Origin of the sequence: Streptacidiphilus jiangxiensis, from assembly GCF_900109465.1 — a bacterium.
GTDB lineage: Bacteria > Actinomycetota > Actinomycetes > Streptomycetales > Streptomycetaceae > Streptacidiphilus > Streptacidiphilus jiangxiensis.
This window is the reverse complement of sequence record NZ_FOAZ01000011.1, coordinates 222,519-246,776: the sequence shown is the minus strand read 5'-3', so window position 1 is coordinate 246,776 and position 24,258 is coordinate 222,519. Positions and strand designations below refer to the sequence as shown.

Below are 24,258 nucleotides of genomic sequence, written 5' to 3'. Positions count from 1 at the left end.
TTCCGGTATCAGTTGTCGAACATCTCGGAGGATCAGACGACGATGTTGACCAGCTTCGGCGCGCGGACGATGACCTTGCGCACCTCGGCGCCGCCCAGCGCGGCCACGACCGCCGGGTCGGCCAGGGCCAGCGTCTCCAGCTCGGCGTCACCGATGGCCGGCGGCACCTCCAGGCGGGCCTTGACCTTGCCCTTGATCTGGACGACGCAGGTGACCGAGTCCTCCACCAGGTAGGCCGGGTCGGCCTCGGGCAGCTGGGCGTGGACCAGCGACTCCTCGTGGCCCAGCTTCTCCCACAGCTCCTCGGCGATGTGCGGGGCCAGCGGGGCGACCAGCAGCACCGCCTGCTCGGCCACGGCCCGCGGCGTGGAGCCGCGCTTGACCAGGAAGTTGTTCAGCTCGGTGGCCTTGGCGACCGCCGTGTTGAACCGCAGGTTCAGCATGTCCGTGCGGACGCCGTCGATCGCCTTGTTCAGCGCGCGCAGCGTCTCCTCGTCCGGCGTCTCGTCGGTGACGACGACCTCGCCGGTCTCCTCGTCCACGACCGTGCGCCACAGGCGCTGCAGGAAGCGGAAGGAGCCGACGACGGCGCGGGTGTCCCACGGACGGGAGACGTCCAGCGGGCCCATCGCCATCTCGTACAGGCGCAGCGTGTCGACGCTGTACTCGCCGGTGACCTCCTCCGGCGCCACCACGTTCTTCAGCGACTTGCCGATCTTGCCGATCTCGCGGCTGACCGGCTTGCCCTCGAAGTACCAGACGCCGTCGCGCTCCTCGGTCTCCGCGGCCGGGACCGGGAAGCCGCGCTCGTCGCGGTAGACGTAGGCCTGGATCATGCCCTGGTTGAACAGCTTGTGGAACGGCTCGCAGGAGCTGACGTGGCCCAGGTCGAACAGCACCTTGTGCCAGAAGCGCGCGTACAGCAGGTGCAGCACGGCGTGCTCGGCGCCACCGACGTACAGGTCGGCGCCGCCGGCCTTCTTCACCTCGGTCGGGCCCATCCAGTAGGCCTCGTTGACCGGGTTGACGACCTCGGTGTCGTCCTCCGGGTCCACGTAGCGCAGCTCGTACCAGCACGAACCGGCCCAGTTGGGCATGGTGTTGGTCTCGCGGCGGTACTGCTTGGGCCCGTCGCCCAGGTCCAGGGTGACGCTGACCCAGTCCTCGGCGCGCGACAGCGGCGTCTCGGGCTTGGTGTCCGCGTCGTCCGGGTCGAAGGTGCGCGGCGAGTAGTCCTCGATCTCGGGCAGCTCGACCGGCAGCATCGAGGCGGGCAGCGGGTGCGCGACGCCGTCCTCGTCGTAGACGATCGGGAACGGCTCGCCCCAGTAGCGCTGACGGCTGAACAGCCAGTCGCGCAGCTTGTAGTTGACGGTGCCCGCGCCGATGCCCTGGGTGGCCAGCCAGTCGGTGATGGCCTTCTTGGCGTCGACGACGCCCAGACCGTCCAGCGAGATGAAGTCGTTCTTCGAGTTGACGATGGCGGCGTCGTAGGAGTCGAACGAGTCGTCCCACGTCGACGGGTCGGTGCCGCGGTCGTCGGACGGCTGGACGACGCAGCGCATCGGCAGCCGGAACGCCCGCGCGAAGGCGAAGTCGCGGCTGTCGTGCGCCGGGACGGCCATGATCGCGCCGGTGCCGTAGCCCATCAGCACGTAGTCGGCGATGAAGACCGGGACCAGCTCGCCGCTGACCGGGTTGACCGCGTAGGAGCCGGTGAAGACACCGGTCTTGGTCTTGGCGTCGGCCTGGCGCTCCACGTCGGACTTGGCGGCGGCCTGACGGCGGTAGGCGTCGACGGCCTCGGTGGGCGTGGCGTAGCCACCGGTCCACTCGACCGGCAGGTCGCCATCGGCGGTCGGCCAGGCGGCCGGGACGATCGACTCGACCAGCTCGTGCTCGGGCGCCAGCACCATGTAGGTGGCGCCGAACAGCGTGTCCGGGCGGGTGGTGAAGACGGTGATGGCGGCGTCGCCGTCGCCCGCCTCGGTGGTGTGGACCTTGAAGTCGACCTTGGCGCCCTCGGAGCGGCCGATCCAGTTGCGCTGCTGCAGCTTGATGGCCTCGGGCCAGTCCAGCAGGTCCAGGTCGTCGATCAGGCGGTCCGCGTAGGCGGTGATCCGCATCATCCACTGCCGCAGGTTGGCCTTGAAGACGGGGAAGTTGCCGCGCTCGGAGCGACCGTCGGCGGTGACCTCCTCGTTGGCCAGCACGGTGCCCAGGCCCGGGCACCAGTTGACCGGGGCCTGCTTGACGAAGGCCAGGCGGTACTCACCCAGCAGCTCGTCCCGCTCGGCGGGCGTCAGCGCGGACCAGGCGCGGCCGTCCGGAGTCTGCACGGCGCCGGAGGCGAACTTCTCGACCAGCTCGGCGATCGGACGGGCGGCCTGCGCCTCCGGGTCGTACCAGGAGTTGAAGATCTGCAGGAAGATCCACTGGGTCCACTTGTAGTACGACGGGTCGATCGTGGAGATCGAGCGCCGCAGGTCGTGGCCCAGGCCCAGGCTGCGCAGCTGCTCCCGGTACTTGGCGATGTTCGCCTCGGTGGTCACCCGCGGGTGGGTGCCGGTCTGCACCGCGTACTGCTCGGCCGGCAGGCCGAAGGCGTCGAAGCCCATGGTGTGCAGCACGTTGTGCCCGGTCATCCGCAGGTGACGGGCGTACACGTCGGTCGCGATGTACCCCAGCGGGTGCCCCACGTGCAGGCCCGCGCCGGACGGGTACGGGAACATGTCCATGATGAACGCGTGCGGACGCGAGGCCGCGTCGGCGTCGGCGGCATCCGCCAGCGGCCCGACCGGGTTCGGGGCGGCGAAGACGCCGTCCTTCTCCCAGCGGTCCTGCCAACGGGCCTCGATCTGCGCCGCCAGGGCGTGGGTGTACCGGTACGGAGCGGCCGCAGCCGCCTCGGAGGTGCTCTCGCTCATCGTCCTCAGACTCCAGGGGTGCCAGCTCGGAAGGGTGATGCGTGCCGGAAAACGAAAAAACCCCTCGTCCATGAGGGGTCGCCACGCTGACTCCGGCCAACGTCGCTTCCGAACGGGCCGGTCCTTGTCAGCGCGGCCGGCTAAGGAGCAGGCGCGCAGTTCGCATGGCGCAAGGGTAGCAGGCGGTCACTTTGGGCTTCCGCAGGAGTTGCACCGTCCAGGGACGCGGGGAACTGCGCGACAAGCCACCCAGGTCATTGAGATCCCGAGCGGACAGGGCCATCCGCCTGCGGTGGGTTTCTCGCGCCGTTCCCCGCGCCCCTGTCGGCCCTAGCGGGCCGAGGCGGGGGCTCCGCCGAGAGGTCCGTAGGAGGGGATGTAGCCCGCGGACGGGGTGCCGACGCCGGTGACGTCGTCGTAGCCCTGCGTCGCGTGCAGCGACGAGTCGCGGCCGAGGGTGCGCAGGGAGGTGACCGTGCCGCCGGAGGCGTCGACGCTGTTGCTGTAGTCCAGTCGGACCTCCGCCAGCTGGACGTTCTTGCCGTACGGGGAGTCCGTGACGTCGTGCAGCGCCTGGGTGCCGTACCGCTCGTAGATCGCCGGGTTCGCGAACCCCAGCGGCCCGCCCGCTTCCTGCTGGGCCAGCGCCTGGATTCCGGCGATCACCGGGGAGGCGAGGCTCGTCCCGCCGATGCGGTACTCGCTGTACTTCGTGGTGCCGTCGGGGAACGTCTGGGTCTGGCCCATCAGGAAGCCGGTGCTGGAGTCCGCGACCGCGGCAATGTCCGGGACCACACGGTGCGCGTTGCCGGCGACCAGGGAGAGCGCGCCGGGGACGATCCCCTTCTGGTAGGACGGCTGCGCGACCCGCGCACTCGTCCCGCCGCCCGCGCCGGCCACGAACGCGCCGGGCAGAGAGGACCACGAGGTACCGGAGGAGTTCAGCAGCGACTTGTCCGTGCCCCAGCCGGTCTCGAAGAGGTACTGCCCGTCCGCGCCGACGGCGAGGGACGTGCCGCCGACGGCGGTCACCCAGGGCAGGGAGGCGGGCATGTCGGTCTGCTTCGCGCCGGTCGCGGCCTTCTCGTCGCCGCCGTCGCCGCTGGAGAAGTAGTAGCCGATGCCCTCGGCCGCGCCGGTCATGAAGATCTTGTCGTAGACCGGGTCCATCGCCGGGTCGCTGCCGAGCTCCGGCTCGCCCCAGCTGTCGCTGACGATGTCCGCCAGGTGGCCGTCGTTGACCTTGTTCAGCGCGTCGACCAGGTCGGCGTCACCGCAGGAGGCTGCGCCGATGTAGGTGAGGTTCGCGGCGGGGGCCATCGCGTGCACGGCCTCCAGGTCGAGCGTCTGCTCCCCGTACCAGCCGGAGGCGCCGCAGCCGTCGGGGGCGCTCATCGAGGGGTCCGCGGTGTGGGTCCAGGTGGTGGCGTCGACGCGGGTGAGCTGGCCGGCGACGTAGGGGGCGTCGCCGTGCGCGGTCGCGTACTGGGAGAGGTCGCTCAGCAGGGTCGGCGAGTCGTAGGCGTCGACAACGGCGATCTTCACGCCCGCCCCGGTGAGACCGGTCGCGGTGGCGCCGTAGGCGGCGCGCAGCTGCTTGCCGGTGTAGCCCCTGACCACGTACGGCATCACCCGGCCGTAGGCCTTGGGCACTGTGGTGGCGGACTGCGCGCCGTAGTAGTCGGACATCGGCGGCGCGTTGACGAAGGCGCTGCCGGGGCCCGGCAGGGTGTCGTCGTGGTGGGCCTGGTGCGGCGCCGAGTCGAGGCCGGTGACGGAGAGGACGTCGTCGGCGACCGAGGCCGGCACCGTGGTCAGCCCGTCCGGCGCGGTGTAGACATGACCGCCCTTGCGGTAGGCGTGCAGGTGGGCGCCGAAGGCACGGGTGGCAGCGGAGGCGTCACCAGCGACGGTGAGGTAGTGGCTGTTGCCGCCGACCACCCGGAAGCCGGCGCCGGTCAGCCAGGCCGTGACCGCGTCGATCTGCGCCTGGGACGGGGCGAAGCGCGCGCGGATCTGCTCAGGCGTCAGGAAGTGTCGGTACGAGCGGGAGTGGGGATCGGAGACGGCCTTGGCCTCGGCTGCGAGGGCGCGGCCGGCCCGTCCGGCGAGGTAGACGCGGGCCTCGACCCGGGACGTGCCGGGCACGACTCCCTGGTCGAGCTGCTCCGCGGTCCAGACGGGTGCCGTGCCGGGGAGGGGGACGCGGTCCGGCCTGGTCCGGTCGGCCGCGGCCGCGCTGGGGAGCGCGGCGGCGGCCGTGATCCCGGCGCACAGCAGGGACGCCGTCAGGGCCAGGAGCCTCCTGGTGGGACGCATGGAAGGAACACCTCTCTCGTCTGCGCGCCGTGTCGGTACGCGATCGACGGAAGGATGCGCAGCGGGGGGAGGCTCGGAGCAGGGATGCAGCCGCTCGCTCCGATGATTGGCTGATTATTCATCAGTTCGGGTTGTTGTTCTGTTCGAGCGTGTGTGCGTGAGTCGTGCGCCATTCGCGGCGGAAGTGTGCACATTTTCGAACGAATCATCAGACCCCCTTCCGCTGTCCGAACGTCTCGGTAACATCACGAACCCATCACGGCTCATCAGGCTCACGACTGGTCGGAGGCCCCTGAGATGACGATGCGACAGCCACGAGGAGGAGTCCGCGGCCGCCGCGGCTCCCGCGGAGGTTTACTGCCCGCGCTCCCCCCGTTCCCCCTCTTCCTGCTCGCGGTCTGCGCGGCGGTCACCATCGCCGCCACCGCCGTCCGCGCGCTCGTGTCCGGCGGCCACGCGCCGCAGGTGCTCAGCGGCACGGCGGAACGCCTGCTCGCCTTCCTCGACTACTTCGCGGGCGTCTTCACGCTCCTGTCCCTGACCGCGGCGGTGCTCTGCGGGCTGGCCGCGACCGACCGGCTCGTCCTCACGCCGCGCCTACGGGTCGCCGCCCAGTCGGTGCACCGCGCGACCTCCGTCGCGGCACTCGGGTTCCTCGCCACGCACATCGGCGTCAAGATCGCCGAGCACGACGCGAGCCCGCTGACCGCGCTGCTGCCCTTCGGCGGAGGGGCCACGTTCGCCGTCGGCCTCGGCACGCTGGCGGCGGACCTGCTCGTCCTCGCCGCCGCGACGGGCGCGGTGCGCGGTCGGTTCGCCGACGCGCGCCGCCCCGGGCTGTGGCGGGTCCTGCACGCCTCCGCGTACGCCTGCTGGCCCATCGCGCTCGCCCACGGCCTCACCGCCGGGCGAGCGGCGGCGGTCTGGGTCCTGTGGAGCTACGGCGTCTGCGGTGCGCTGGTCGCCCTCGCCCTCCTGATCCGGGCCCTCGGCCTGTTGGACCGCCTCGCGAGCAGTGGCCGGGCCGGCCGGGCCCGCGCCTACCGCGCCCGCCGCCCCTCGCGCGTGGCGCTCGCCGAACTGGGCGCGCTCTCGCGCGAACACGAACCCGTCCCCTACGCCACCCGCGCCACCCGCGCGGAGGCCCGGGAGCACGCGGAGACACGGGAGCACGTCCCGGCTGCCGCCGCCACCTCACCCGACCGCCCCCGCGAACATCCCCGCCTCGCCGACACCCCGCCCCACGGCGTCCCCGTGCACGGCGCGTTCGCGAACAACCCGGGCATCCCCGTCCAGGGCGCCCACCGCGCCCGGGCAGCAGGCAGGCCCGCCACGGCCGGACCGCTCGGCGCCTGGGCGGGCGCAGCCCCGACCGGCCCGACAGCCGGCGCGGCGTGGAGCGGTGGTGGCCACGGGGGCGGGGCCGGACACCGGGACTGGACCGGACACGAGGACTGGTCCGGGCAGGGCGCGCCCGCCGACCTCGAAGCGCCTCGGGGGCGTCACGCCGCAGGTGCCGGCAGGCCCGTGGGCGCCCACGCCCGGACCGGAGCCGAGGCGCCCGCCGCGGCCGGGGCTGCGGCCGGTGGGTACCAGCCTGCCGCGGCTCCCACCTGGGAGCAGGCCACCGGCCAGGTCCCGGTGCCGGGCGGCGACGGCGCGGTCGGATGGGAACACGCCACCGGCCAGATACCCACGGGCTGGTACGGCATCGGCGGGTGGAACGCAGCGGGTCAGGTCCCCGGGCCGGGCAGCGGCGGCCCGGCCGGGTGGGAGCACGCCACCGGCCAGATACCCACGGGCTGGTACGGCACCTCCGGGTGGGACGGAGCGAGCCAGGTCCCCGGTCCTGGCTGGACGCCGCAGCCGGGCGCGATGCCGGGTGGGTGGGCTGACTGGCCGTCGGGTGAGTGGGGTCCGCTCACCTGGGACGCCCCGGCGGCCGGAGGCGTGGTCGGATGAGTGCCGGGCTCGCGGTGACGGAGGTGCGGCGGCTGGGGCCGGCTCGGCTCAGTGCCGGGCTGGACCGCTGGGAGCGGCTGGACCTGGCCGCCCACGAGCGGACCCACGGCCCGCTGCCGCGCGTCTCCCAGGAGGCGCTGCTCGCCCTCGCCGAGCGGGTGGACCTGCGCGGACGCGGCGGCGCGGCCTTCCCGTTCGCACGCAAGGCGCACGCCGCGCTCGCCGCGACGCAGCGCGGCGGGCAGGCGCCCGTCCTCGTGGTCAACGCCACCGAGGGCGAGCCGCCGAGCGTCAAGGACGCGACGCTGCTCACCCGCACCCCGCACCTGGTGCTGGACGGCGTGTCCCTCGCCGCCGCGGCGTTCGGCGCCGCCGAGGTGGTCGTCGCGGTCGCGGCGGGCAGCCCGGGCGAGCTCTCCGTGCCCGCCGCGCTCGACGAACGGGCGCGCGCCCGCCGCGACCAGGTGCCGACGCGGACGGTCTGCGTGCCCGAGCGCTTCGTCTCCGGCGAGTCCGGCGCGCTCGTCCGCGCCGTCAACGGCCGTGACGCCGTCCCGTCGACGCGGCCCGTCCGGGCCGCCGAGGGCGGGCGCGGCGGAGTGCGCGGACGACCGACGCTGCTGTGCAACGCCGAGACATGGGCCCAGCTCGCCCTGCTCGTCCGGCTCGGCGCGGACGGCTACGCCGTCGTCGGCACGCCCGAGGAGTCGGGCACGCTGCTGGTCACCGTGAACCGGGCCGGCGGTCGGGCACCCGTCGTGGTGGAGATCCCCGCCGGGGCCCCGCTCGGCATCGTGCTGGACGCCTGCGGCGTCGACCCGGGGGCGGGCGTGCTGGTCGGCGGCTACCACGGCGGGTGGCTGCGGCCCGAGGTCGCCGAGCGCACCGCTCTCTCCCGGGCCGGCCTCACCGCCGCCGGGGGCGTGCTGGGCGCGGCGAGCGTCGCCGTGCTGCCGCAGGGCGTGTGCGCGCTGGGCGAGCTGACCCGTGTCGCGGGTTGGCTGGCCGGCGAGTCCGTGGGCCAGTGCGGCCCGTGCAGGCGCGGCCTGCCCGAGACGGCGGCAGCGCTGGCCGCATTGACGCGCGGGAGCGGCAGCCCCGAGGAGGTCCGCCACGCGGCGGCCCAGGGCCGCGGACGCGGCGCCTGCGCCCACCCCGACGGCACGGCGCGCTTCGTCCTGTCCGGACTGACCGCGTTCGCGGACGAGGTCACCGCGCACCAGCAGCACGGGGGCTGCGGTCGGCGCCCGGGCACCAGCCTCCCCCTGCCGGAACCCGCGGGCACCCGGCTCACCCTGGACTGGTCCCGCTGTGACGCCCACGGCCTGTGCGCGTCCCTCGCCCCGGACCTGCTCACCCTCGACCCCCACGGCTACCCCGTGTTCCGCACGGACGCCCCGATCGCCCCCTGGCAGGAGTCCCAGGCCCGCAGAGCAGTGGCGGGCTGCCCGGCGCTGGCCCTGCGCCTCCCGAGGGCGTAGCCCTCCAAGGGCGTCGTGCAACCTTGGGTCCGTGAAAAAAGCCGAGGGCCGGTATCCGTGGTGGATACCGGCCCTCGGACCTGCTGTGGAGCTACGGGGAATTGAACCCCGGACCTCTTGCATGCCATGCAAGCGCTCTACCAACTGAGCTACAGCCCCGTGCGCCTCGCGGCGACGTCCCTAACTGTACACGTTCCACGAGGCCGCCCACCAATCCGTTTCCCTCAGCGGGAACCGCCCCGTACGGGCCTGACCAGCACGGCCGCGCCCAGCATCAGCGCGGCCACCGCGCCGAGCGTGATCGCGAGGGCCGTGCCCGAGCTCGCCGGCGTCGCGCCGGGGTAGTGGACCTGGGAGAGGAAGAGCGTGCCGAGGGCGGCGACGCCCACGACCTGGCCCAGCTGAAGGACGGTCACCATGACACCGCTGGCGTCCGCCGCGTGCTCCGGTGCGACGCACCCGAGCGCGCGGGCGAAGAGGGGGCTATAGGCGCAGCCGCCCGCGATGCCGATGGCGAGGAGCGCGGCGCGCTCCGACCAGGAGACCGCGGCGCCGTCGCGGGCCAGCAGGGCGACCGCGGCGAAGGCCGACGCGGCGGCGACCAGGGCGAACTGGGGGAGCCCTCCGTGCAGGCGCTGCGGGAGGCGCTGCCACCACAGGCCGGCCGCGCCGAAGCCCAGCATCGTCGGGGCGACGGTGAGCCCACTGCGCAGCGCGCTCACGCCGAGGCCCGCCTGCAGGTGCATGGCCAGGGAGAAGGAGAACCCGGCGACGCCGGTCATCACCAGGAACATCGCGGCCGCGGCGGGCACCAGGCCGGGGGCCCGGAGCACGCGGCTGTGGATCAGCGGGTGGCCGCCGGAGCGGGCGAGGCCGCGCTCGACGAGGACGAAGGCCGTGAACAGCGCGACGCTCGCACCGAGCAGCGCCCAGCACCAGAGCGGCCAGTTCTCGTCGTGGCCGAGCACCAGCGGGATCACCAGGCTGCCGATCGCGGCCGCGAGCAGCAGCATGCCGCGTAGGTCCAACTGCCGCGTCCGCTCCCCCGCGACGGAGGGCAGCAGCCGTGCCCCGGCCACCAGCAGGGCCACGCCGATGGGGACGTTGACCAGGAACACCGGACGCCAGCCCCAGCCGAAGAGGTTCGCGCTGACCAGCGCGCCGCCCACGACCTGGCCGGTCACACCGCCGACGGCCAGCACCGCCGAGTAGACGCCCAGCGCCCGCACCCGCGCCGGGCCGGTGAAGGTGCGCTGGATCAGGCTCATCACCTGCGGCACCATCAGCGCGGCGCCGAGCCCCTGCAGCAGCCGGAAGCCGATCAGCGCGCCGACGCCGGGGGCGAGGCCGCAGGCCAGGGAGGCGGCGGTGAACAGGGCCAGCCCGCCGAGGAAGAGCCGGGTGAAGCCGTGGCGCTCGCCGAGGCGGGCGCCGGTGATCAGCAGGACCGCGTAGGCGATCCCGTAGCCGGCGACGACCAGCTGCAGCGCGGCACCGCCGGCGTGCAGGTCGACGCGCATGCCGGGGACGGCGACGTTGACGATGGTGACGTCGAGCAGGGCCATGAACTGGCCGGTGAGGACGAGTCCGAGCAGCAGGCCCGGACGGGCCGCGGCAGAGGTGCGGGCGGAAACGTCAGCGGCCCGGTCGGTCCGGGTCGCGACGCGCTCAGGCTGAGTGATCGTCATGGATCAAGCGTCGCGGCCGCGCGACGGTCGTGGAGAGAGCCCCTTGATGCTGGTACCGGGGGTACCCGTCGGCCCGCGAACTGTCGGTCCCGTCGGGCACGATAGGGGCATGACGACCGTCGCGACCGATCGCCGTGCCCAGCTCGCGGAGTTCCTCAAGACCCGCCGCGCGCGGGTGACCCCGGAGCAGGTGGGCCTGGCGCCGGGCCTGCGGCGGCGGACGCCGGGCCTGCGCCGCGAGGAGGTGGCACAGCTCGCCGGTGTCGGGGTGACCTGGTACACGTGGCTGGAGCAGGGGCGGCCGATCAACGCCAGCGAGCAGGTGCTGCAGGCGATCGCCAGGACGCTGCAGCTGGACCTCGCCGAGCAGGCGCACCTGCTGCGGCTGGCCGGCCTGCGTCCCGCCGTGCCGGATTCCATGGAGTGCGCCACCCAGCCGCAGGTGCAGTCGATCCTGGACGCGCTGGACCCGCTGCCCGCGGCGATCAGCAGCGCCCGTTACGACATCCTGCGCTGGAACGCGAGCTACGAGACGATCTTCCCGGGGGCCACGCTCTCGGACACCTACCGGCGCAACTCGCTGTGGGCGGCGGCCGTGGTGCCGCAGTGCTGCAGCGCCTTCGTCAACCGGGACGAGGAGCTGCCCCGCATGGTCGCGGTGCTGCGTTCCAACTACGTCGAGCACCTGGGCGAGCCGGAGTGGGAGACGTTCATCGCCGACCTGATCGCGGTGAGTGCCGACTTCGCCACACTCTGGGCCCAGCAGGACGTGGCGCTGCACTCCTCGCGGCTGAAGGTGTTCCGGCACGGTTCGGTGGGCGAGCTGCGGATGACGGCCACCAATCTGCAGGTGCTGGGCATGCCCACGGCCCGCATGGTGGTCTACACCCCGAACGACGACGAGACCCGCGAGCGGGTCTCGTTCCTGCAGGCCAACCCGGGCCTGGCGGTCGTCGACCACGTGCACTGAGCACGCGGGAACGCAGGAACCCCCCGGCGGGAGCCGGGGGGTTCCATTCTGTGGAGCTACGGGGAATTGAACCCCGGACCTCTTGCATGCCATGCAAGCGCTCTACCAACTGAGCTACAGCCCCTTGTCCTGCTTCGTTCCCGGGCGCTTCCGTGCCCTGCGAACGAAGAAGACTCTAGCGGTAGTGGGGCCGAACTGCGAAATCCGGCCCGACCCCCCGATCAGGTGTCGTCGCCGATGACCGGCTCCGGCAGGGTGCCGGCGTTGTGCTCCTCCAGGCGCCAGCCGCGGTAGCCGCGGCCCAGCACCGACCAGCAGCAGTTGGAGAGGCCGCCGAGCGCCTCCCAGCTGTGCGCGGGCAGGTCGAGCATGCGGCCGATCGCCATGCGGATGGTGCCGCCGTGGCTGACCACGACGAGCGTGCCCTCCTCCGGCAACGCGGAGATCGCGTCGAGCACCACCGGGACGGCCCGGTCGGCCACCTCGGTGTGCAGCTCGCCGCCGCCGCGGCGGACCGGCTCGCCCTGCTTCCAGAGCCGGTACTCCTCGCCGTACTTGGCCTGGATCTCGGTGTTGGTCAGGCCCTGCCAGGTGCCGGCGTAGGTCTCCCGCAGGCCCGGGTCGTGCTTGACCGGCAGACCCGTCACCTCGGCGAGCTGCTGCGCCGTGTCAGAGGCACGCTGCAGGTCGGACGAGACGATGGCGTCGGGCTTCAGCGAGGCCAGCAGACGCGCCGCACGGCGTGCCTGGGCCAGGCCCGTCTCCGTCAGCGGGATGTCCGTGGAGCCCTGGAAGCGGCCCTCCAGGTTCCACGACGTCTGGCCGTGCCGCCAGAAGACGACACGGCGTCCGCCGACCTGGCCGCTCAGCGCCGGGCCTTCTCGGCCTCGGCGGCCAGGACCGCCTCCACGTGGGCGAACTCGGCCGGCTGCGCGACGGGCACGCCGTCGACCTCCGCGGCCTCCTCGGCGCGCTTGCGGCTGGCCTTGGCGTCCTCCGGCAGCTCCAGCTCGGGGCAGTCCTTCCACAGCCGCTCCAGGCTGTAGTAGGCGCGCTCCTCGGAGTGCTGGACGTGGACGACGATGTCCAGGTAGTCGAGCAGGATCCAGCGGCCCTCACGCTCGCCCTCGCGGCGAACGGGCTTGGCCCCGCACTCCCCGGCGAGCCGCTCCTCGACCTCGTCCGCGATGGCCTTGACCTGGCGGTCGTTGGGCGCGGAGGCGAGCACGAAGGCGTCGGTGATGGCCAGGACCTCGCTGACGTCAAAGGCGATGATGTTGTGGGCCAGCTTGTCCGCGGCGGCCTGGGCGGCCGTGGCGACGAGTTCGAGGGCCCGGTCAGTTGCGGTCACAGCATGCTTTCCGTCGAGGGTCAGATACCTACAGGATCTCACGAACCGCCGACGCGCCGCGAAAGCCTTTCCTCTCGCGGCCCGAACAGGGGCCCAACCCGGCCCCGATCCGACCCGATCATGGCCCGATCACGGCCCGAACTCGGCCTGAACCGGGTCAGGGAGCTCCCTTGTAGTCACGACCGAGGGTCACCAGCAGGTCCACCGGGAGCGGCGAGGTGACCTTCTTCACAACGGAGACCGGCAGGCCGAGGTTCATCGCCAGCGCCTGGGCGTCCTTGAGCCGGGACGCGTCGTTGTACTCGATGACCGTGGTGGCACGGCTCGCCACCTTGGTGACGCCGGGCAGCAGGACGTAGCCGGCGTTGGTCATCGCCGCCGAGGCGTAGTCGACGGCCTTCGGCTTGCCGCCGGTGGCGTCGACGAGCTGGATGCGCGCGGCCGTCTGGCCGCCCTGGTTGCTGACCTTGCCCGCGAGCAGGCCGCTGACCATCGCGCTCGCGCTGGAGCCCAGGGTGCCGTTGCCCAGCACCGGCAGGGTCTCCGTCGAGTACTGGCCGCCGCGGGCGTCGCCGGAGAGCTTGGCCAGCAGTGCGCCGAGGGTGGAGTCGGAGAGGGACGGGTCGGACACCGCCCCCATGTGGGTGATGTCCGAGGCGGCCGAGGTGGGGTCCGTCGGCATGGCGGCGATGAGCGCCTGCAGCATGACGCCGAACCGGTTCATCTGGGTCTGGTCGCTCTCGCCCTTGGCCTTGTAGGTGGCGAAGGCCATGGCCGCGGCGCCGTTCACGAGGGAGTTCTGGCCGGCGGTGACCATCGTCTTGCCGTTGACCGCGATCGTGACGTCGGAGTTGATCTTCACGCCGCCGAGCATGTCGATCAGGTCCTGGAGGAACGGCGTCTGGATGTTCCAGGTGCCGGAGATGTCGGTGCCGAGCAGGTTGTTGATGCCGGTCCGGGTACCGTACGCGCCGACCTGGTCGACGGCGGTGTTCAGGGCCAGCAGTCCGGTGCCGGAGTCCGACGGGATGCCCAGCGTGCCGGGGAGCAGCAGGGTGACGCCCTTGGTCGGGGAGGGCTCGGAGATCAGCAGGGCGCTGTAGACGTTCTTGTTGAGGTCGTGCAGATGGACCGCGATGACCTCGCGCTTGTCGGCGGCGGGGACGGTCGCCGACGCGCCGGAGCCGATCTTGCCGGTGGCGAAGAGGTAACCGGCGGTCCCCCCGGCCGCCAGCACGACCACCACCGCCAGCGCGACGGCCCGGCTGCGCAGCTTGCGCCTGCGCTCGTCGCGGCGCTCACCGCGGGTCTCGGAGAACTTGACCCAGTCGATGACGTCGGTGGACTCCTCCGCGTCGTCGACGAACTCGAACTCCTCGTCGTTGTAGTGACGCTTCCCGCCGGAACCGGCCGGTCCGGCCCCCGGAGCGGGCTTGGGAGCGGGCCGCTCCTGCCGCGGGATGCGGGCCGCGGGCTCCGCCGCCGCAGGCTCCGGCTCCGCATAGGCCTGCGACTGCGACTGGGGCTGGGGCTGCGACTGGGGCTGCGACGGCGGGGGCTGGTACGCCGTCGAGAAGGACTGCGGGGGCTGCTGCTGGTACGCCTGCTGCTCGTAGCCGGTCTGGTGCTCGTAGCCGGCCTGCTGCTGGTACGGGTCCTGCAGCGGCTGCTGGTAGGCAGCGTACGGGTCGTAGGCAGGCGCGTAGGGGTCGTACTCCTGCTGGTACCCGGTGTACTGCTGCTGCTCGTACGAGGCCTCGTACTGCTGCTGCGACGGCTGCGGGGGCTGCGCCTGCTGCTGGTGCGGGGTCTGCGAAGGGAAGACCCACTCACCCGTGTAGGGGTCCTGGTAAGCCTGCTCGAATCCGCTCACGACGTCCCTATCCCTGTGCCGTCGAGGGCCCCGGCCGAGGCCGCGGGCGCGTACAGGTGGCGCTTGTCGATGTAGCGCACCACGCCGTCCGGCACCAGGTACCAGACGGGCTCGCCGCGGGCGACGCGCTCGCGGCAGTCGGTGGAGGAGATGGCCAGAGCGGGCACCTCCACCAGGGTGGCACCGCCGGGCGGCAGACCCGGATCCGTCAGCGTGTGCCCCGGCCTGGTCACTCCGATGAAGTGCGCGAGATCGAAGAGCTGCTCGGCCTTGCGCCAGGAGAAGATCTGCTCCAGGGCGTCCGCCCCGGTGATGAAGAACAGGTCGGCGTCCGGGTGGATCGCCTGGAGATCACGCAGCGTGTCGATCGTGAAGGTCGGGCCCTCGCGGTCGATGTCGATGCGACTGACCGAGAACTGCGGGTTCTCCGCGGTGGCGATGACCGTCATCAGATAGCGGTCCTCGGCGGCGGAGACGACCCGGCCGCTCTTCTGCCACGGCTCGCCCGTCGGCACGAAGACGACCTCGTCCAGGTGGAAGAGGCTGGCGACCTCGCTGGCCGCGACCAGGTGGCCGTGGTGGATCGGGTCGAAGGTGCCACCCATGACACCGAGCCGCTTCTTCTGCGGCTCGACACCCGCCGACGCCTCGGCATGCTCTCTCATAGCGGGTCACCCTACGCGATCCGATTGGGCCACGGCCGTTCGGTCCGTGGCCCCGGAGCTCGACGCGGGCGGGTCTCAGCGGTCCTTGTTGAAGCTGACGGTGACGACCAGGAGCAGCAGAAGGATGAGCAGGGCGCCACCGCCGGTGAGCCACGGCTGGAGACTGTTGTGCTGGCCGTTGCCCTCAGCGAGCTGGGCGGCCGTGGCGACGAAATTGGTCATCTGAGGGGAGGCTTTCTGACTCGGTGGCAGGTCGGGCAGGTGGTGCTCATGCTACGCACTTCGCTCAGTCGCGGTAGCCGCGCAGCAGCAACCACGCCATCAGCACCACTCCGGCGATCGCCGCGATGACGATCACGCGCAGGAACATGCCCGGACCGCTGCCGTTGGAGATGGCTGCGAGCTGGTTCAGCGTGCCGATGGTGTGCATGGGATGTCCTTCGTACGGAGAGGTGGCGCCTTCCGAGCCTAGTCCTGCGCTTACGGGAACCCGACACCGGCCCGGAACGTCTCCCCGAAAGGGACGAGCGAGAGCCAGGCAGCACCTTCGGGAGGACGCAGCAGATGACCCAGCCCAACGACAGCAGCAAGGTTCCCAGCCGGACCCGCAAGCGGTTCCCCGGCATCTCGACGCGGGCCTGGGAGCACCCGGCCGACCGCTCGGCCCTGGTGGCACTGCGCAAGCTCAGCGGCTTCGACGACATCCTGAAGAAGCTCGGCGGCTTCGTCTCCGAGCGCGCGGTGCGGCTGATGTTCCTGGCCAGTGCGGTGCGCGCGTCCGAGCGGCAGTTCCCGCAGCTGCACGAGATGGTCCGCGACGCCGCCTACATCCTGGACCTGGAGAAGGTCCCGGCGCTGTACGTCACCCAGGACCCGAAGCCGAACGCCATGTGCATCGGCATGGACGCCCCGGTGATCGTGGTGACCACCTCCCTGGTCGAGCTGCTCGACGAGGAGGAGATGCGGGCGGTCATCGGCCACGAGGTCGCCCACGCGATGTCCGGCCACGCGGTCTACCGCACGATGCTGATCATCCTGACCAACCTGGCCCAGCGGATCGCGTTCATCCCGCTCGGCGGGCTCGCCATCATGGGCCTGATCACCGCGCTCAACGAGTGGTTCCGCAAGGCGGAGCTCTCCTGCGACCGGGCCGGGCTGCTGGTGGGGCAGGACCTGCAGGCCTCGATGCGCGGCCTGATGAAGCTGGCCGGCGGCCACCACCTGCACGAGATGAACACCGACGCCTTCCTGGAGCAGGCCGAGGAGTACGACAAGGCGGGCGACCTGCGCGACGGCGTGATCAAGCTGCTGCAGGTGCTGCCGCAGTCGCACCCGTTCGCGGCGGTCCGGGTGGCGAAGATCAAGCAGTGGGCGGAGAGCGACGAGTACCGCTCGATCATGGCCGGCGCGTACCCGCGTCGCGAGGACGACCCGAACGCCTCCGTGCGCGAGCAGGCCAAGGCGGCCGCGGACTCCTACGCGCAGAGCTTCAAGGACACCAAGGACCCGCTGATGGGCCTGGTCCGCGACATCGCGGGCGGCACCGCCGACCTGGGTGGCAAGCTGCGCGACGTCTTCGCGGGCCGCACCAGCGGCGGCGACAGCAACGGCAACGGCGAGAACGGTCACAACGGCACGCCGCAGGACGGCGAGTAGCCGCGAGTGCGTGAAGGGGCCCTTCGGACCGAGTGGTCCGAAGGGCCCCTTCATGTCACTACAACGCCCAGGAGAGCTGCCCGCAGACCGTCCACGCGCTGCGCGTGTGATCGAACGGGTCGATCGCGCCGGGCGTGCCCGACGCGCTCGGGCTCGGCCGCAGGGTCGGACCGGCCTTGGCGGAGCCCTTTCCGGCCCCGGCCCCGGCCGCGGTCGGCGTGGTCGGGAAGAGCGGCTGGAGGAAGGCGCTGTTGTCGGCGGCGCAGCTGGTGGCGCCGGCCTGCGTCACCGAGTCGACGACCTGGAGGGCCCCACCGGCGATGTCGTCCTGGGTCAGCCAGTAGGTGAGCGCCCGGCGCACCACGTAGTAGACGACCGGCGGGGTGTCGGCGGCCTTCGCCGAGGTGCCGCGCGACGCCGATGCGGACGGGGAGGGCGAGGCCGCCGACGCGGGCGACAGCGCGTAGACGAACGTGTAGTCGCTCGTGACCTCGAGCGTGTCGGCGTCCAGCTCGCGGTAGGTGATCTGGTGGCCCGGGGCCGCCTCGACCAGCACCTGGTCGGTGGCCAGCCGCACCTTGGACGGGTCGAAGCGCACCATCCAGCCGGTCGCGAGGTGGCGCTCGTCGTTCGCGGGGTGGTTCACGCTGTCGTCGAACTGCGCCAGCTGCCCGCCGGAGAGGTACTGGCGGACGCTGTCCGTGTCGTGGCCGGAGACGACGTCGGGGTCGAGCGAGGAGACCTTCAGGTAGTTGAGCACGATCTGCAGCGCCGTGTTGACCTGGTCGTGGGTGAAGTGGTCGGTGTGGCGCGGGTTGGGCAGGTTGAAGCCGGTGGCCCCGATCGGCAGCAACTCCGAGCCCGGGAGCCCGGCGTAGACCGGGTCGTGGCCGATCACGGCGGGCCCGGAGGCCGACGCGGAGGCCGAGGCGGAAGCGGAGGCCGAGGCGGACGCGCTGCCCGAGGGCGCCCCGGACGGGCTGCCGGACGCGCCGGACGCGGACGCGGAGGCCGCGGCCGAGGCCGCGAGGGAGGCCGCGAGGGAGGACGAGAGCGGCACCGGGTTGCGGTCCGTCGGGATGCCGGCCGGGCCCGGCTCCAGCGGGACGACCTGCGAGGTGAGATTGGCGGCCGCACCGGTGATCGGCGGGACGTACGGATGCCGCACGCCCATGTAGACCGCAGTCGCGAAGGCGAAGCCGATCAGCAGCATCAGGGCCAGGGCCTGGCGCGGCAGTCCGCCGCGGCCACCCCGTCGCCGCACCGAGCGGTGCGCCCCGGAGAGGCGTTCGCTGGCCGAGAGCTCCTGGATCCGCGCAGCCCGAATGAACGACTCGTCGAACACGACGGATCGGAACTCGTCCTCGCCCCCGGCGCCGCCCTCCGGCCCGCCCTCGGGGGGCTCTGCCCGGCCACCCATGCGTCCAGGGTAAATCGCCCGGAGCCGAAGCGGTCAGGCCCGCCCCGCAACTTCTGCCCCCGCGCCTCGATTGACTGTTCGTCAGCCGACGAAATATCCGCCCATTCCGGACAAAAAGGACACCAGCGGGTCATGGTCACGCCTCAGCTGTGCGCGAGAACCGTCGATTCACCCGTGGGAGTGTTCTGGTTTCCGGGTGCGGACGGCGCCGTCGGGGCCGGGCTCTGGTGAGTCGCCGGCGCTCCGGAACCACCCGACGCGCGATAGACGGCGGCGGCCGCCGCCATCACCGCGACCACTCCTATGACGACGAGCATCACCCGCGCGATCATCCGGTGCCAGCCGCCGACGTGATCCGTCTCGTAGGGCAGCGGCCGCAGCTCCAGCGGCAGGCCGTCCGGGTCGTCGTCGGAGTCGTCCGGATAGTCGACCACGGGCACCCGCGTCGGCCCGCTCAGCGAACGCTCGCGCGCCGAGGGCTCGTGCACCAGGGCCGCCCGGACGAAGGCCTCGTCGAACACCACGGCCGCGAACTCCCCGCCCGGCTGGCCGTGGTCGTCGTCACCCGCGCCTTCGACGGAGTCGAAGCCGTGGCCGGGGCCGTCGGACACAGCATCAGCGTAGGGCAGCCCGCCCGCTTTGTCTGCGTCTTGCCGCCAGACGGCCGCACGGGGTCGACACGGCGTCGACTCCCCACCCACGCGAGGTCAGCGGCGGATGTGCCCGTCCCCGGTGACGATGTACTTCGTGGACGTCAGTTCCGGCAGACCCATCGGGCCGCGCGCGTGCAGCTTCTGCGTCGAGATGCCGATCTCGGCGCCGAAACCGAACTGGCCGCCGTCGGTGAAGCGCGTCGAGGCGTTGACCGCGACCGTCGTCGAGTCCACCAACTGGGTGAAGCGACGGGCAGCCGCCTGAGAGGTCGTCACGATCGCCTCGGTGTGCCCCGAGGTCCACAGCCGGATGTGCGCGACCGCGTCCTCCAGCGAGTCCACGACGCCGGCGGCGATGTCGTAGGAGAGGTACTCCGTCTCCCAGTCCTCCGCCGTCGCCGGCACCACGACGGCCTTGCTGCCCTCACGCTCGGCGACGGCCTGGACCCGCGGATCGGCGTGCACCGTCACCCCCGCGTCCGCGAGCGCGGCGAGCGCGAGCGGGAGGAACGCGTCGGCGATGTCCTTGTGGACGAGCAGCGTCTCGGCGGCGTTGCAGACGCTGACGCGGTGGGCCTTGGAGTTGATCAGGATCTCCACGGCCATGGCGAGGTCCGCCTCGGCGTCCACGTAGACGTGGCAGTTGCCCGTGCCCGTCTCGATCACCGGGACCGTCGACTGCTCCACGACCGTCCGGATCAGCCCCGCGCCACCGCGAGGGATCAGCACATCCACCATGCCGCGCGCCCGCATCAGTTCCTGCACGCTCTCGCGGCTCTCCCCCGGCACCAACTGGACCGCGTCCGCGGGCAGACCGGCACCGCCGACGGCGTCCCGGATCACCTCGACCAGCTTGCGGTTCGACGCGATCGCGGAGCTGGAGCCGCGCAGCAGCACGGCGTTGCCGGACTTCAGGCAGAGCGCGGCGGCGTCAACGGTCACGTTGGGACGCGCCTCGTAGATGATGCCGACGACGCCGAGGGGCACGCGCACCTGGCGCACATCTAGCCCGTTGGGGAGCGTGTAGCCGCGGATGACCTCCCCGACCGGGTCCGGCAGCCCCGCGACCTTGCGGACGTCGTCCGCGATCGCCGCGATCCGCTCCCGGGTCAGCGTCAGCCGGTCGATCACGGCCTCGTCCGTGCCGTTCGCCCTGGCCTGCGCCACGTCCTCGGCGTTCGCCTCGACGATCTCCCGCGTCCGCACCTGCAGCGCGTCGGCGATGGCGAGCAGCGCCTCGTCCTTCGGCGTCCGCGGCAGTGGCGCGATGGTCGCGGCGGCGGCCTTCGCCCGGTAGGCAGCCTGGAGCACCGGCGACTTCGGCAGCGGCGAGGGCAGATCGGGAGAGGGGAACTCAGTGCTCATGCGCTACAGCGTACGGCTTTGACCTCCGCCACCCTGGGGCGTTCCCGCCGAGTGAGACGGTGCCTGAGGCTTCGCTCCCGCCCGAGGTTGCACCTCCAGGGGCGCGAGGAACTGCGCGAGGAACCAACGGCGTGCGGATGGCCCTGCACGTTGAGGACCATCCGCTCGTCACTGGCTTGTCGCGCAGTTCCTCGCGCCCCTGGATGGTGCAACTTCCCCATCGCCCCAAACGCAGAGGTCAGTACGGGTGCACGCCGCCGAGGAAGGCCGGGGGTTCGGCGTAGCCCTCGGCGATGCGCTGGTGGTAGGTCGGGCGGTCGACGACCTCCAAGCCGACGACCTCCCACGGCGGCAACCCCGCCGAGCTGCGGTGCTCGCCCCACAGCCGCAGCGCCAGCGCCGCCGCGTCCTGGAGGGTGTCCGCCTGCTCCCAGTAGCGGATCTCCGCGTGGTCCACGGCGTAGCGGGCCGTGAGGAACGGGGGGTGTTCGTGGGCGAGCTGCTCGAGGCCCTGCTTCAGCGCCGGGAGCGGGGTGACCCGCCCGGCCACGTTCAGCACGACGTGCCATATGCGGGCCCGCTGCCCGATCTCCGCAGCACTGGAGCCCGGCTGCGGATGGCCGCCCGGTCTGGACTCCGACTCGTGGTCCCCCGGCGCCCCACCGCCGGGGATGCTGGTCAGCACCACCCTGCCCTTGCCCACGGGCCCCGCGCCCGGGCTGCGCCTGTATCCCACCGGCGGCCTCCTGTCGGCGAATCGTCCCCGCGGTCCCAAGGCAGCCGCCACCCGCCGCTCAGCCGGTCAGCACGACGAGGTCGTCGCGGTGCACGACCTCCCGCTCGTACGCGGGGCCCAGTTCCCGGGCCAGGTCCCGCGTCGACCGGCCGAGCAGCCGGGGAAGCTCCCTTGCATCAAAGTTGACCAGCCCGCGCGCGACGATGTGGCCGTTTTCGTCAAGAAGGTCCACCGGATCGCCCGCAGCGAAATCACCGTCAACTCCCGTCACACCAGCCGGGAGCAGGGACGTTCGCCGTTCCACGACGGCTGCGACGGCGCCCGCGTCGAGGGTGACCGCGCCACGGGGCGAACTGGCGTGCTCCAGCCAGAGCAGGCGGTCGGCCGCCCGGCGGCCGGTGCGATGGAAGAGCGTGCCGGTGTCGCGGCCCGCGAGGGCGTCCGCGGCGTGGCGGGCGGCGGTCAGCACGACGGGGATGCCGGCACCGGTGGCGATCCGCGCGGCCTCGACCTTGGTGACCATGCCGCCGGTGCCGACGCCGGCCTTGCCGGCGCTGCCGATCTCGATGCCCGCGAGGTCCTGCGGGCCGTGCACCTCGGCGATGCGGCTGGTGCCGGGCTTGCTCGGGTCGCCGTCGTAGAGGCCGTCCACGTCGGAGAGCAGGACCAGCAGGTCGGCCCGGACCAGGTGGGCGACGAGCGCGGCCAGGCGGTCGTTGTCGCCGAAGCGGATCTCGGCGGTGGCGACGGTGTCGTTCTCGTTGACGATCGGGACCGCGCCCATCACCAGCAGCTGCTCCAGCGTGCGGTAGGCGTTGCGGTAGTGGGCGCGACGGCTGGCGTCGTCCGCCGTCAGCAGCACCTGGCCCACGCGCAGGCCGTAGCGGGCGAAGGAGGCGGTGTAGCGGGCCACCAGCAGGCCCTGGCCGACGCTGGCGGCGGCCTGCTGGCGGGCGAGGTCGGTGGGGCGCTTCTCCAGGCCCAGCGGGGCGAGGCCGGCCGCGATCGCGCCGGAGGAGACCAGCACGATCTCGACCGGCTCCTCCTCGCTGCCCAGCGCGCGATTGCCGTGCTCGTGTGCGCGGGCCAGGACGTCGACGAGGGCGTCCACACGGTCCGCGTCGAGGCCGCCCGCGGCGGTGGTGAGCGACGAGGAGCCCACCTTCACCACGATCCGTCGCGCCCGCAGCACGTCTTCCCGCAGGGTGGTGCCAGTCACGCCGTCGCTCCCGTACGTCCGATGCCCCTCAGTACCAACTGTGAGCAGCAATCTACGCGAAGCGGGCGGCGTGACTCATCCCGGTTTCAGCCAGCGGGACGGGGACTCAGTAGTCCTCGTCGTCGTCCGCCTCGATGGCGTGGCGGCTCAGCGGGTCGAAGTGGGCGAACTCCTCGGCGGCGGCGTCGGCGCGCTTGGCCTCCCGCTCCTTGCGGCGGTCGACGGCCGGACGCGGGGTCTCGAAGCGGTGGTCCTCGCCGCGGCGGCCCAGCATCTCCGCGCCGGCGGCCATGGACGGCTCCCAGTCGAAGACGACGGCGTTCTCGGTCGCACCGATGACGACGGTGTCGCCCTCACGGGCACCGGCCTTGGCCAGCGCCTCCTCGACGCCGAGGCGGTTGAGCCGGTCGGCGAGGTAGCCGACGGCCTCGTCGTTGTTGAAGTCCGTCTGCTTGACCCAGCGCTCCGGCTTCGAGCCGGTGACACGGTAGAGGTCCTCGTCCTGGTCGTAGACGACCTCGAAGCCCGCGTCGTCCACGGCCTTCGGGCGGATGACGATGCGGGTGGCCTCCTCGACCGGCTTTGCGGCGCGCGCCTCGGCGACGATCTTGGCGAGGGCGAAGGTCAGCTCGCGCAGACCCTTGTGGGCCACCGCGGAGACCTCGAAGACCTGGTAGCCGCGCTCCTCCAGGGAGGGACGGACCAGGTCGGCCAGGTCCTGGCCGTCCGGGACGTCGATCTTGTTGAGGACGACGATGCGCGGACGGTCCTCCAGACCGCCGTACTGCTTGAGCTCCTCCTCGATCACCTCGAGGTCGGAGAGCGGGTCGCGGTCGGACTCCAGCGTGGCGGTGTCCAGCACGTGCACCAGCACCGAGCAGCGCTCGACGTGGCGCAGGAACTCCAGGCCCAGACCCCGGCCCTGGCTCGCACCCGGGATCAGACCCGGCACGTCGGCCATCGTGAAGACGGTCGAACCGGCGGTCACCACACCGAGGTTGGGGATCAGGGTGGTGAACGGGTAGTCGGCGATCTTCGGCTTGGCGGCGGAGACCACCGAGATCAGCGAGGACTTGCCAGCACTCGGGTAGCCGACCAGCGCCACGTCGGCGACGGACTTGAGCTCCAGCACGATGTCGGTCGCGTCGCCCGGCTCGCCGAGCAGCGCGAAGCCCGGCGCCTTGCGGCGGGCCGAGGCGAGCGCCGCGTTGCCGAGGCCGCCGACGCCGCCCGCGGCGGCGACGTAGGAGGTGCCGTTGCCGATCAGGTCGGCCAGCACGTTGCCGCGCTTGTCCATGACGACGGTGCCGTCCGGCACGTACAGGACCAGGTCCTCGCCCTCGGCGCCGGTGCGGTTGCCGCCCGCGCCCGGCTTGCCGTTGCCGGCCTTGCGGTGGGGGCTGTGGTGGTACTCGAGCAGCGTGGTGACCTGCGGGTCGACGACGAGCGTGACGCTGCCGCCACGGCCGCCGTTGCCGCCGTCCGGGCCGCCGAGCGGCTTGAACTTCTCGCGGTGTACGGAGGCGCAGCCGTGGCCCCCGTTGCCCGCGGCGACGTGCAGTTCGACGCGGTCGACGAAGGTGGTCATGATGCGGGCGCCTCTCGTTGGCGGAAAGAAACAACAACAAGTCTTCTCAAACACCAAGGGTGGACCGGAATGTTCCGATCCACCCTCAGCGAGGTACTGCTACGTCCTGCGTGTCGGCCTAAGAAGCTCAGGCGACCGGGACGATGTTGACGACCTTGCGGCCACGGCGCGTGCCGAACTCGACGGCACCGGCCTGCAGCGCGAACAGCGTGTCGTCGCCGCCACGGCCGACGCCCGCACCCGGGTGGAAGTGGGTGCCACGCTGGCGGACCAGGATCTCGCCCGCGTTGACGACCTGGCCACCGAAGCGCTTCACGCCGAGGCGCTGAGCGTTCGAGTCACGACCGTTGCGAGTAGAACTCGCACCCTTCTTGTGAGCCATGTT

20 protein-coding genes and 2 tRNA genes are annotated in these 24,258 nt (G+C 72.2%); 4 read left to right on the top strand and 18 right to left on the bottom strand.

Features of this window, described 5'->3' with window-relative positions:
• Positions 1–32: 32 nt before the first annotated feature.
• Positions 33–2,927 (bottom strand): leucine--tRNA ligase, encoded by a 2,895-nt coding sequence (gene leuS, locus BMY61_RS22210; protein ID WP_042444484.1) that lies wholly within the window; start codon positions 2,925–2,927, stop codon positions 33–35.
• A gap of 330 nt (positions 2,928–3,257) precedes the next feature.
• Positions 3,258–5,246, bottom strand: a complete 1,989-nt coding sequence (locus tag BMY61_RS22205; protein ID WP_052438481.1) for a S53 family peptidase — start codon at positions 5,244–5,246, stop codon at positions 3,258–3,260.
• Positions 5,247–5,543: 297 nt separating this feature from the next.
• On the opposite strand from BMY61_RS22205, the gene BMY61_RS46390 reads away from it, so the two are divergent.
• Complete coding sequence (locus BMY61_RS46390) at positions 5,544–7,208, top strand: hypothetical protein (RefSeq protein ID WP_052438480.1); 1,665 nt, start codon at positions 5,544–5,546, stop codon at positions 7,206–7,208.
• Complete coding sequence (locus BMY61_RS22195; protein ID WP_042444482.1) at positions 7,205–8,689, top strand: NADH-quinone oxidoreductase subunit NuoF family protein; 1,485 nt, start codon at positions 7,205–7,207, stop codon at positions 8,687–8,689. Before BMY61_RS46390 ends, BMY61_RS22195 begins: the two co-directional genes overlap by 4 nt.
• 86 nt (positions 8,690–8,775) lie before the next feature.
• On the opposite strand, the gene BMY61_RS22190 is transcribed toward BMY61_RS22195, so the two are convergent.
• Both BMY61_RS22190 and BMY61_RS22185 read right to left on the bottom strand, forming a co-directional pair.
• A tRNA-Ala gene (locus BMY61_RS22190) sits at positions 8,776–8,848 on the bottom strand.
• 65 nt (positions 8,849–8,913) lie between these two features.
• Positions 8,914–10,377, bottom strand: a complete 1,464-nt coding sequence (locus BMY61_RS22185; RefSeq protein WP_042444480.1) for an MFS transporter — start codon at positions 10,375–10,377, stop codon at positions 8,914–8,916.
• Positions 10,378–10,486: 109 nt separating this feature from the next.
• Between BMY61_RS22185 and BMY61_RS22180 the strand changes: the two genes are divergently transcribed.
• Complete coding sequence (locus tag BMY61_RS22180; protein ID WP_042444478.1) at positions 10,487–11,347, top strand: helix-turn-helix transcriptional regulator; 861 nt, start codon at positions 10,487–10,489, stop codon at positions 11,345–11,347.
• A 51-nt stretch (positions 11,348–11,398) separates the two neighbouring features.
• Here the strand turns inward: BMY61_RS22180 and BMY61_RS22175 are convergent.
• The 7 genes from BMY61_RS22175 to BMY61_RS46380 form a co-directional block, all read right to left on the bottom strand.
• Positions 11,399–11,471 (bottom strand) — tRNA-Ala (locus BMY61_RS22175).
• Positions 11,472–11,568: 97 nt separating this feature from the next.
• Positions 11,569–12,216 (bottom strand): histidine phosphatase family protein, encoded by a 648-nt coding sequence (locus BMY61_RS22170; RefSeq protein WP_042444799.1) that lies wholly within the window; start codon positions 12,214–12,216, stop codon positions 11,569–11,571.
• The gene (gene rsfS / locus BMY61_RS22165) at positions 12,213–12,698 is read right to left on the bottom strand and encodes a ribosome silencing factor (RefSeq protein WP_082014849.1); all 486 of its coding nucleotides are present in this window, start codon (positions 12,696–12,698) and stop codon (positions 12,213–12,215) included. The genes BMY61_RS22170 and rsfS overlap by 4 nt, the downstream gene beginning before the upstream one ends.
• A 157-nt stretch (positions 12,699–12,855) precedes the next feature.
• Positions 12,856–14,571 carry an LCP family protein gene (locus tag BMY61_RS22160; RefSeq protein ID WP_052438479.1) on the bottom strand — a complete coding sequence of 572 codons (1,716 nt, stop codon included), beginning with the start codon at positions 14,569–14,571 and terminating at the stop codon, positions 12,856–12,858.
• Positions 14,568–15,236 (bottom strand): nicotinate-nucleotide adenylyltransferase, encoded by a 669-nt coding sequence (nadD, locus tag BMY61_RS22155; RefSeq protein WP_042444476.1) that lies wholly within the window; start codon positions 15,234–15,236, stop codon positions 14,568–14,570. Before nadD ends, BMY61_RS22160 begins: the two co-directional genes overlap by 4 nt.
• A gap of 75 nt (positions 15,237–15,311) precedes the next feature.
• Positions 15,312–15,458, bottom strand: a complete 147-nt coding sequence (locus BMY61_RS46385; RefSeq protein WP_169791841.1) for a hypothetical protein — start codon at positions 15,456–15,458, stop codon at positions 15,312–15,314.
• A 64-nt stretch (positions 15,459–15,522) separates the two neighbouring features.
• Positions 15,523–15,666: a hypothetical protein gene (locus tag BMY61_RS46380; protein WP_169791840.1), complete on the bottom strand. Its 144-nt coding sequence runs from the start codon at positions 15,664–15,666 to the stop codon at positions 15,523–15,525.
• Positions 15,667–15,800: 134 nt separating this feature from the next.
• On the opposite strand from BMY61_RS46380, the gene BMY61_RS22150 reads away from it, so the two are divergent.
• Positions 15,801–16,892: a M48 family metallopeptidase gene (locus BMY61_RS22150; RefSeq protein WP_042444474.1), complete on the top strand. Its 1,092-nt coding sequence runs from the start codon at positions 15,801–15,803 to the stop codon at positions 16,890–16,892.
• 58 nt (positions 16,893–16,950) lie between these two features.
• Here BMY61_RS22150 and BMY61_RS46375 read toward each other — a convergent pair whose 3' ends face one another.
• The 7 genes from BMY61_RS46375 to rpmA all read right to left on the bottom strand — a co-directional run bounded on the left by BMY61_RS46375 (position 16,951) and on the right by rpmA (position 24,255).
• On the bottom strand, positions 16,951–18,312 hold the full coding sequence (locus BMY61_RS46375; protein WP_052438478.1) for an SCO2583 family membrane protein: 1,362 nt from the start codon (positions 18,310–18,312) through the stop codon (positions 16,951–16,953).
• A 143-nt stretch (positions 18,313–18,455) separates the two neighbouring features.
• Complete coding sequence (locus BMY61_RS22140; protein ID WP_052438477.1) at positions 18,456–18,923, bottom strand: SCO2583/SCO2584 N-terminal domain-containing protein; 468 nt, start codon at positions 18,921–18,923, stop codon at positions 18,456–18,458.
• Positions 18,924–19,019: 96 nt separating this feature from the next.
• Positions 19,020–20,330: a glutamate-5-semialdehyde dehydrogenase gene (locus BMY61_RS22135; protein ID WP_042444472.1), complete on the bottom strand. Its 1,311-nt coding sequence runs from the start codon at positions 20,328–20,330 to the stop codon at positions 19,020–19,022.
• A 238-nt stretch (positions 20,331–20,568) separates the two neighbouring features.
• The gene (locus BMY61_RS22130) at positions 20,569–21,066 is read right to left on the bottom strand and encodes a hypothetical protein (RefSeq protein WP_042444470.1); all 498 of its coding nucleotides are present in this window, start codon (positions 21,064–21,066) and stop codon (positions 20,569–20,571) included.
• 58 nt (positions 21,067–21,124) lie between these two features.
• Positions 21,125–22,258 carry a glutamate 5-kinase gene (gene proB, locus BMY61_RS22125; protein ID WP_042444794.1) on the bottom strand — a complete coding sequence of 378 codons (1,134 nt, stop codon included), beginning with the start codon at positions 22,256–22,258 and terminating at the stop codon, positions 21,125–21,127.
• A gap of 133 nt (positions 22,259–22,391) precedes the next feature.
• Positions 22,392–23,873: a GTPase ObgE gene (gene obgE / locus BMY61_RS22120; RefSeq protein ID WP_042444467.1), complete on the bottom strand. Its 1,482-nt coding sequence runs from the start codon at positions 23,871–23,873 to the stop codon at positions 22,392–22,394.
• 127 nt (positions 23,874–24,000) lie between these two features.
• Positions 24,001–24,255, bottom strand: a complete 255-nt coding sequence (gene rpmA, locus BMY61_RS22115) for a 50S ribosomal protein L27 (RefSeq protein WP_042444465.1) — start codon at positions 24,253–24,255, stop codon at positions 24,001–24,003.
• Positions 24,256–24,258 lie beyond the last annotated feature (3 nt).

Bases quoted from the DNA above. Each gene is read 5' to 3' on its own strand.
- leuS (WP_042444484.1), bottom strand. From the start codon at position 2,927: ATGAGCGAGAGCACCTCCGAGGCGGCTGCGGCCGCTCCGTACCGGTAC.
- BMY61_RS22205 (WP_052438481.1), bottom strand. From the start codon at position 5,246: ATGCGTCCCACCAGGAGGCTCCTGGCCCTGACGGCGTCCCTGCTGTGC.
- BMY61_RS46390 (WP_052438480.1), top strand. From the start codon at position 5,544: ATGACGATGCGACAGCCACGAGGAGGAGTCCGCGGCCGCCGCGGCTCC.
- BMY61_RS22195 (WP_042444482.1), top strand. From the start codon at position 7,205: ATGAGTGCCGGGCTCGCGGTGACGGAGGTGCGGCGGCTGGGGCCGGCT.
- BMY61_RS22185 (WP_042444480.1), bottom strand. From the start codon at position 10,377: ATGACGATCACTCAGCCTGAGCGCGTCGCGACCCGGACCGACCGGGCC.
- BMY61_RS22180 (WP_042444478.1), top strand. From the start codon at position 10,487: ATGACGACCGTCGCGACCGATCGCCGTGCCCAGCTCGCGGAGTTCCTC.
- nadD (WP_042444476.1), bottom strand. From the start codon at position 15,236: ATGAGAGAGCATGCCGAGGCGTCGGCGGGTGTCGAGCCGCAGAAGAAG.
- BMY61_RS46385 (WP_169791841.1), bottom strand. From the start codon at position 15,458: ATGACCAATTTCGTCGCCACGGCCGCCCAGCTCGCTGAGGGCAACGGC.
- BMY61_RS46380 (WP_169791840.1), bottom strand. From the start codon at position 15,666: ATGCACACCATCGGCACGCTGAACCAGCTCGCAGCCATCTCCAACGGC.
- BMY61_RS22150 (WP_042444474.1), top strand. From the start codon at position 15,801: ATGACCCAGCCCAACGACAGCAGCAAGGTTCCCAGCCGGACCCGCAAG.
- BMY61_RS46375 (WP_052438478.1), bottom strand. From the start codon at position 18,312: ATGGGTGGCCGGGCAGAGCCCCCCGAGGGCGGGCCGGAGGGCGGCGCC.
- BMY61_RS22135 (WP_042444472.1), bottom strand. From the start codon at position 20,330: ATGAGCACTGAGTTCCCCTCTCCCGATCTGCCCTCGCCGCTGCCGAAG.
- obgE (WP_042444467.1), bottom strand. From the start codon at position 23,873: ATGACCACCTTCGTCGACCGCGTCGAACTGCACGTCGCCGCGGGCAAC.
- rpmA (WP_042444465.1), bottom strand. From the start codon at position 24,255: ATGGCTCACAAGAAGGGTGCGAGTTCTACTCGCAACGGTCGTGACTCG.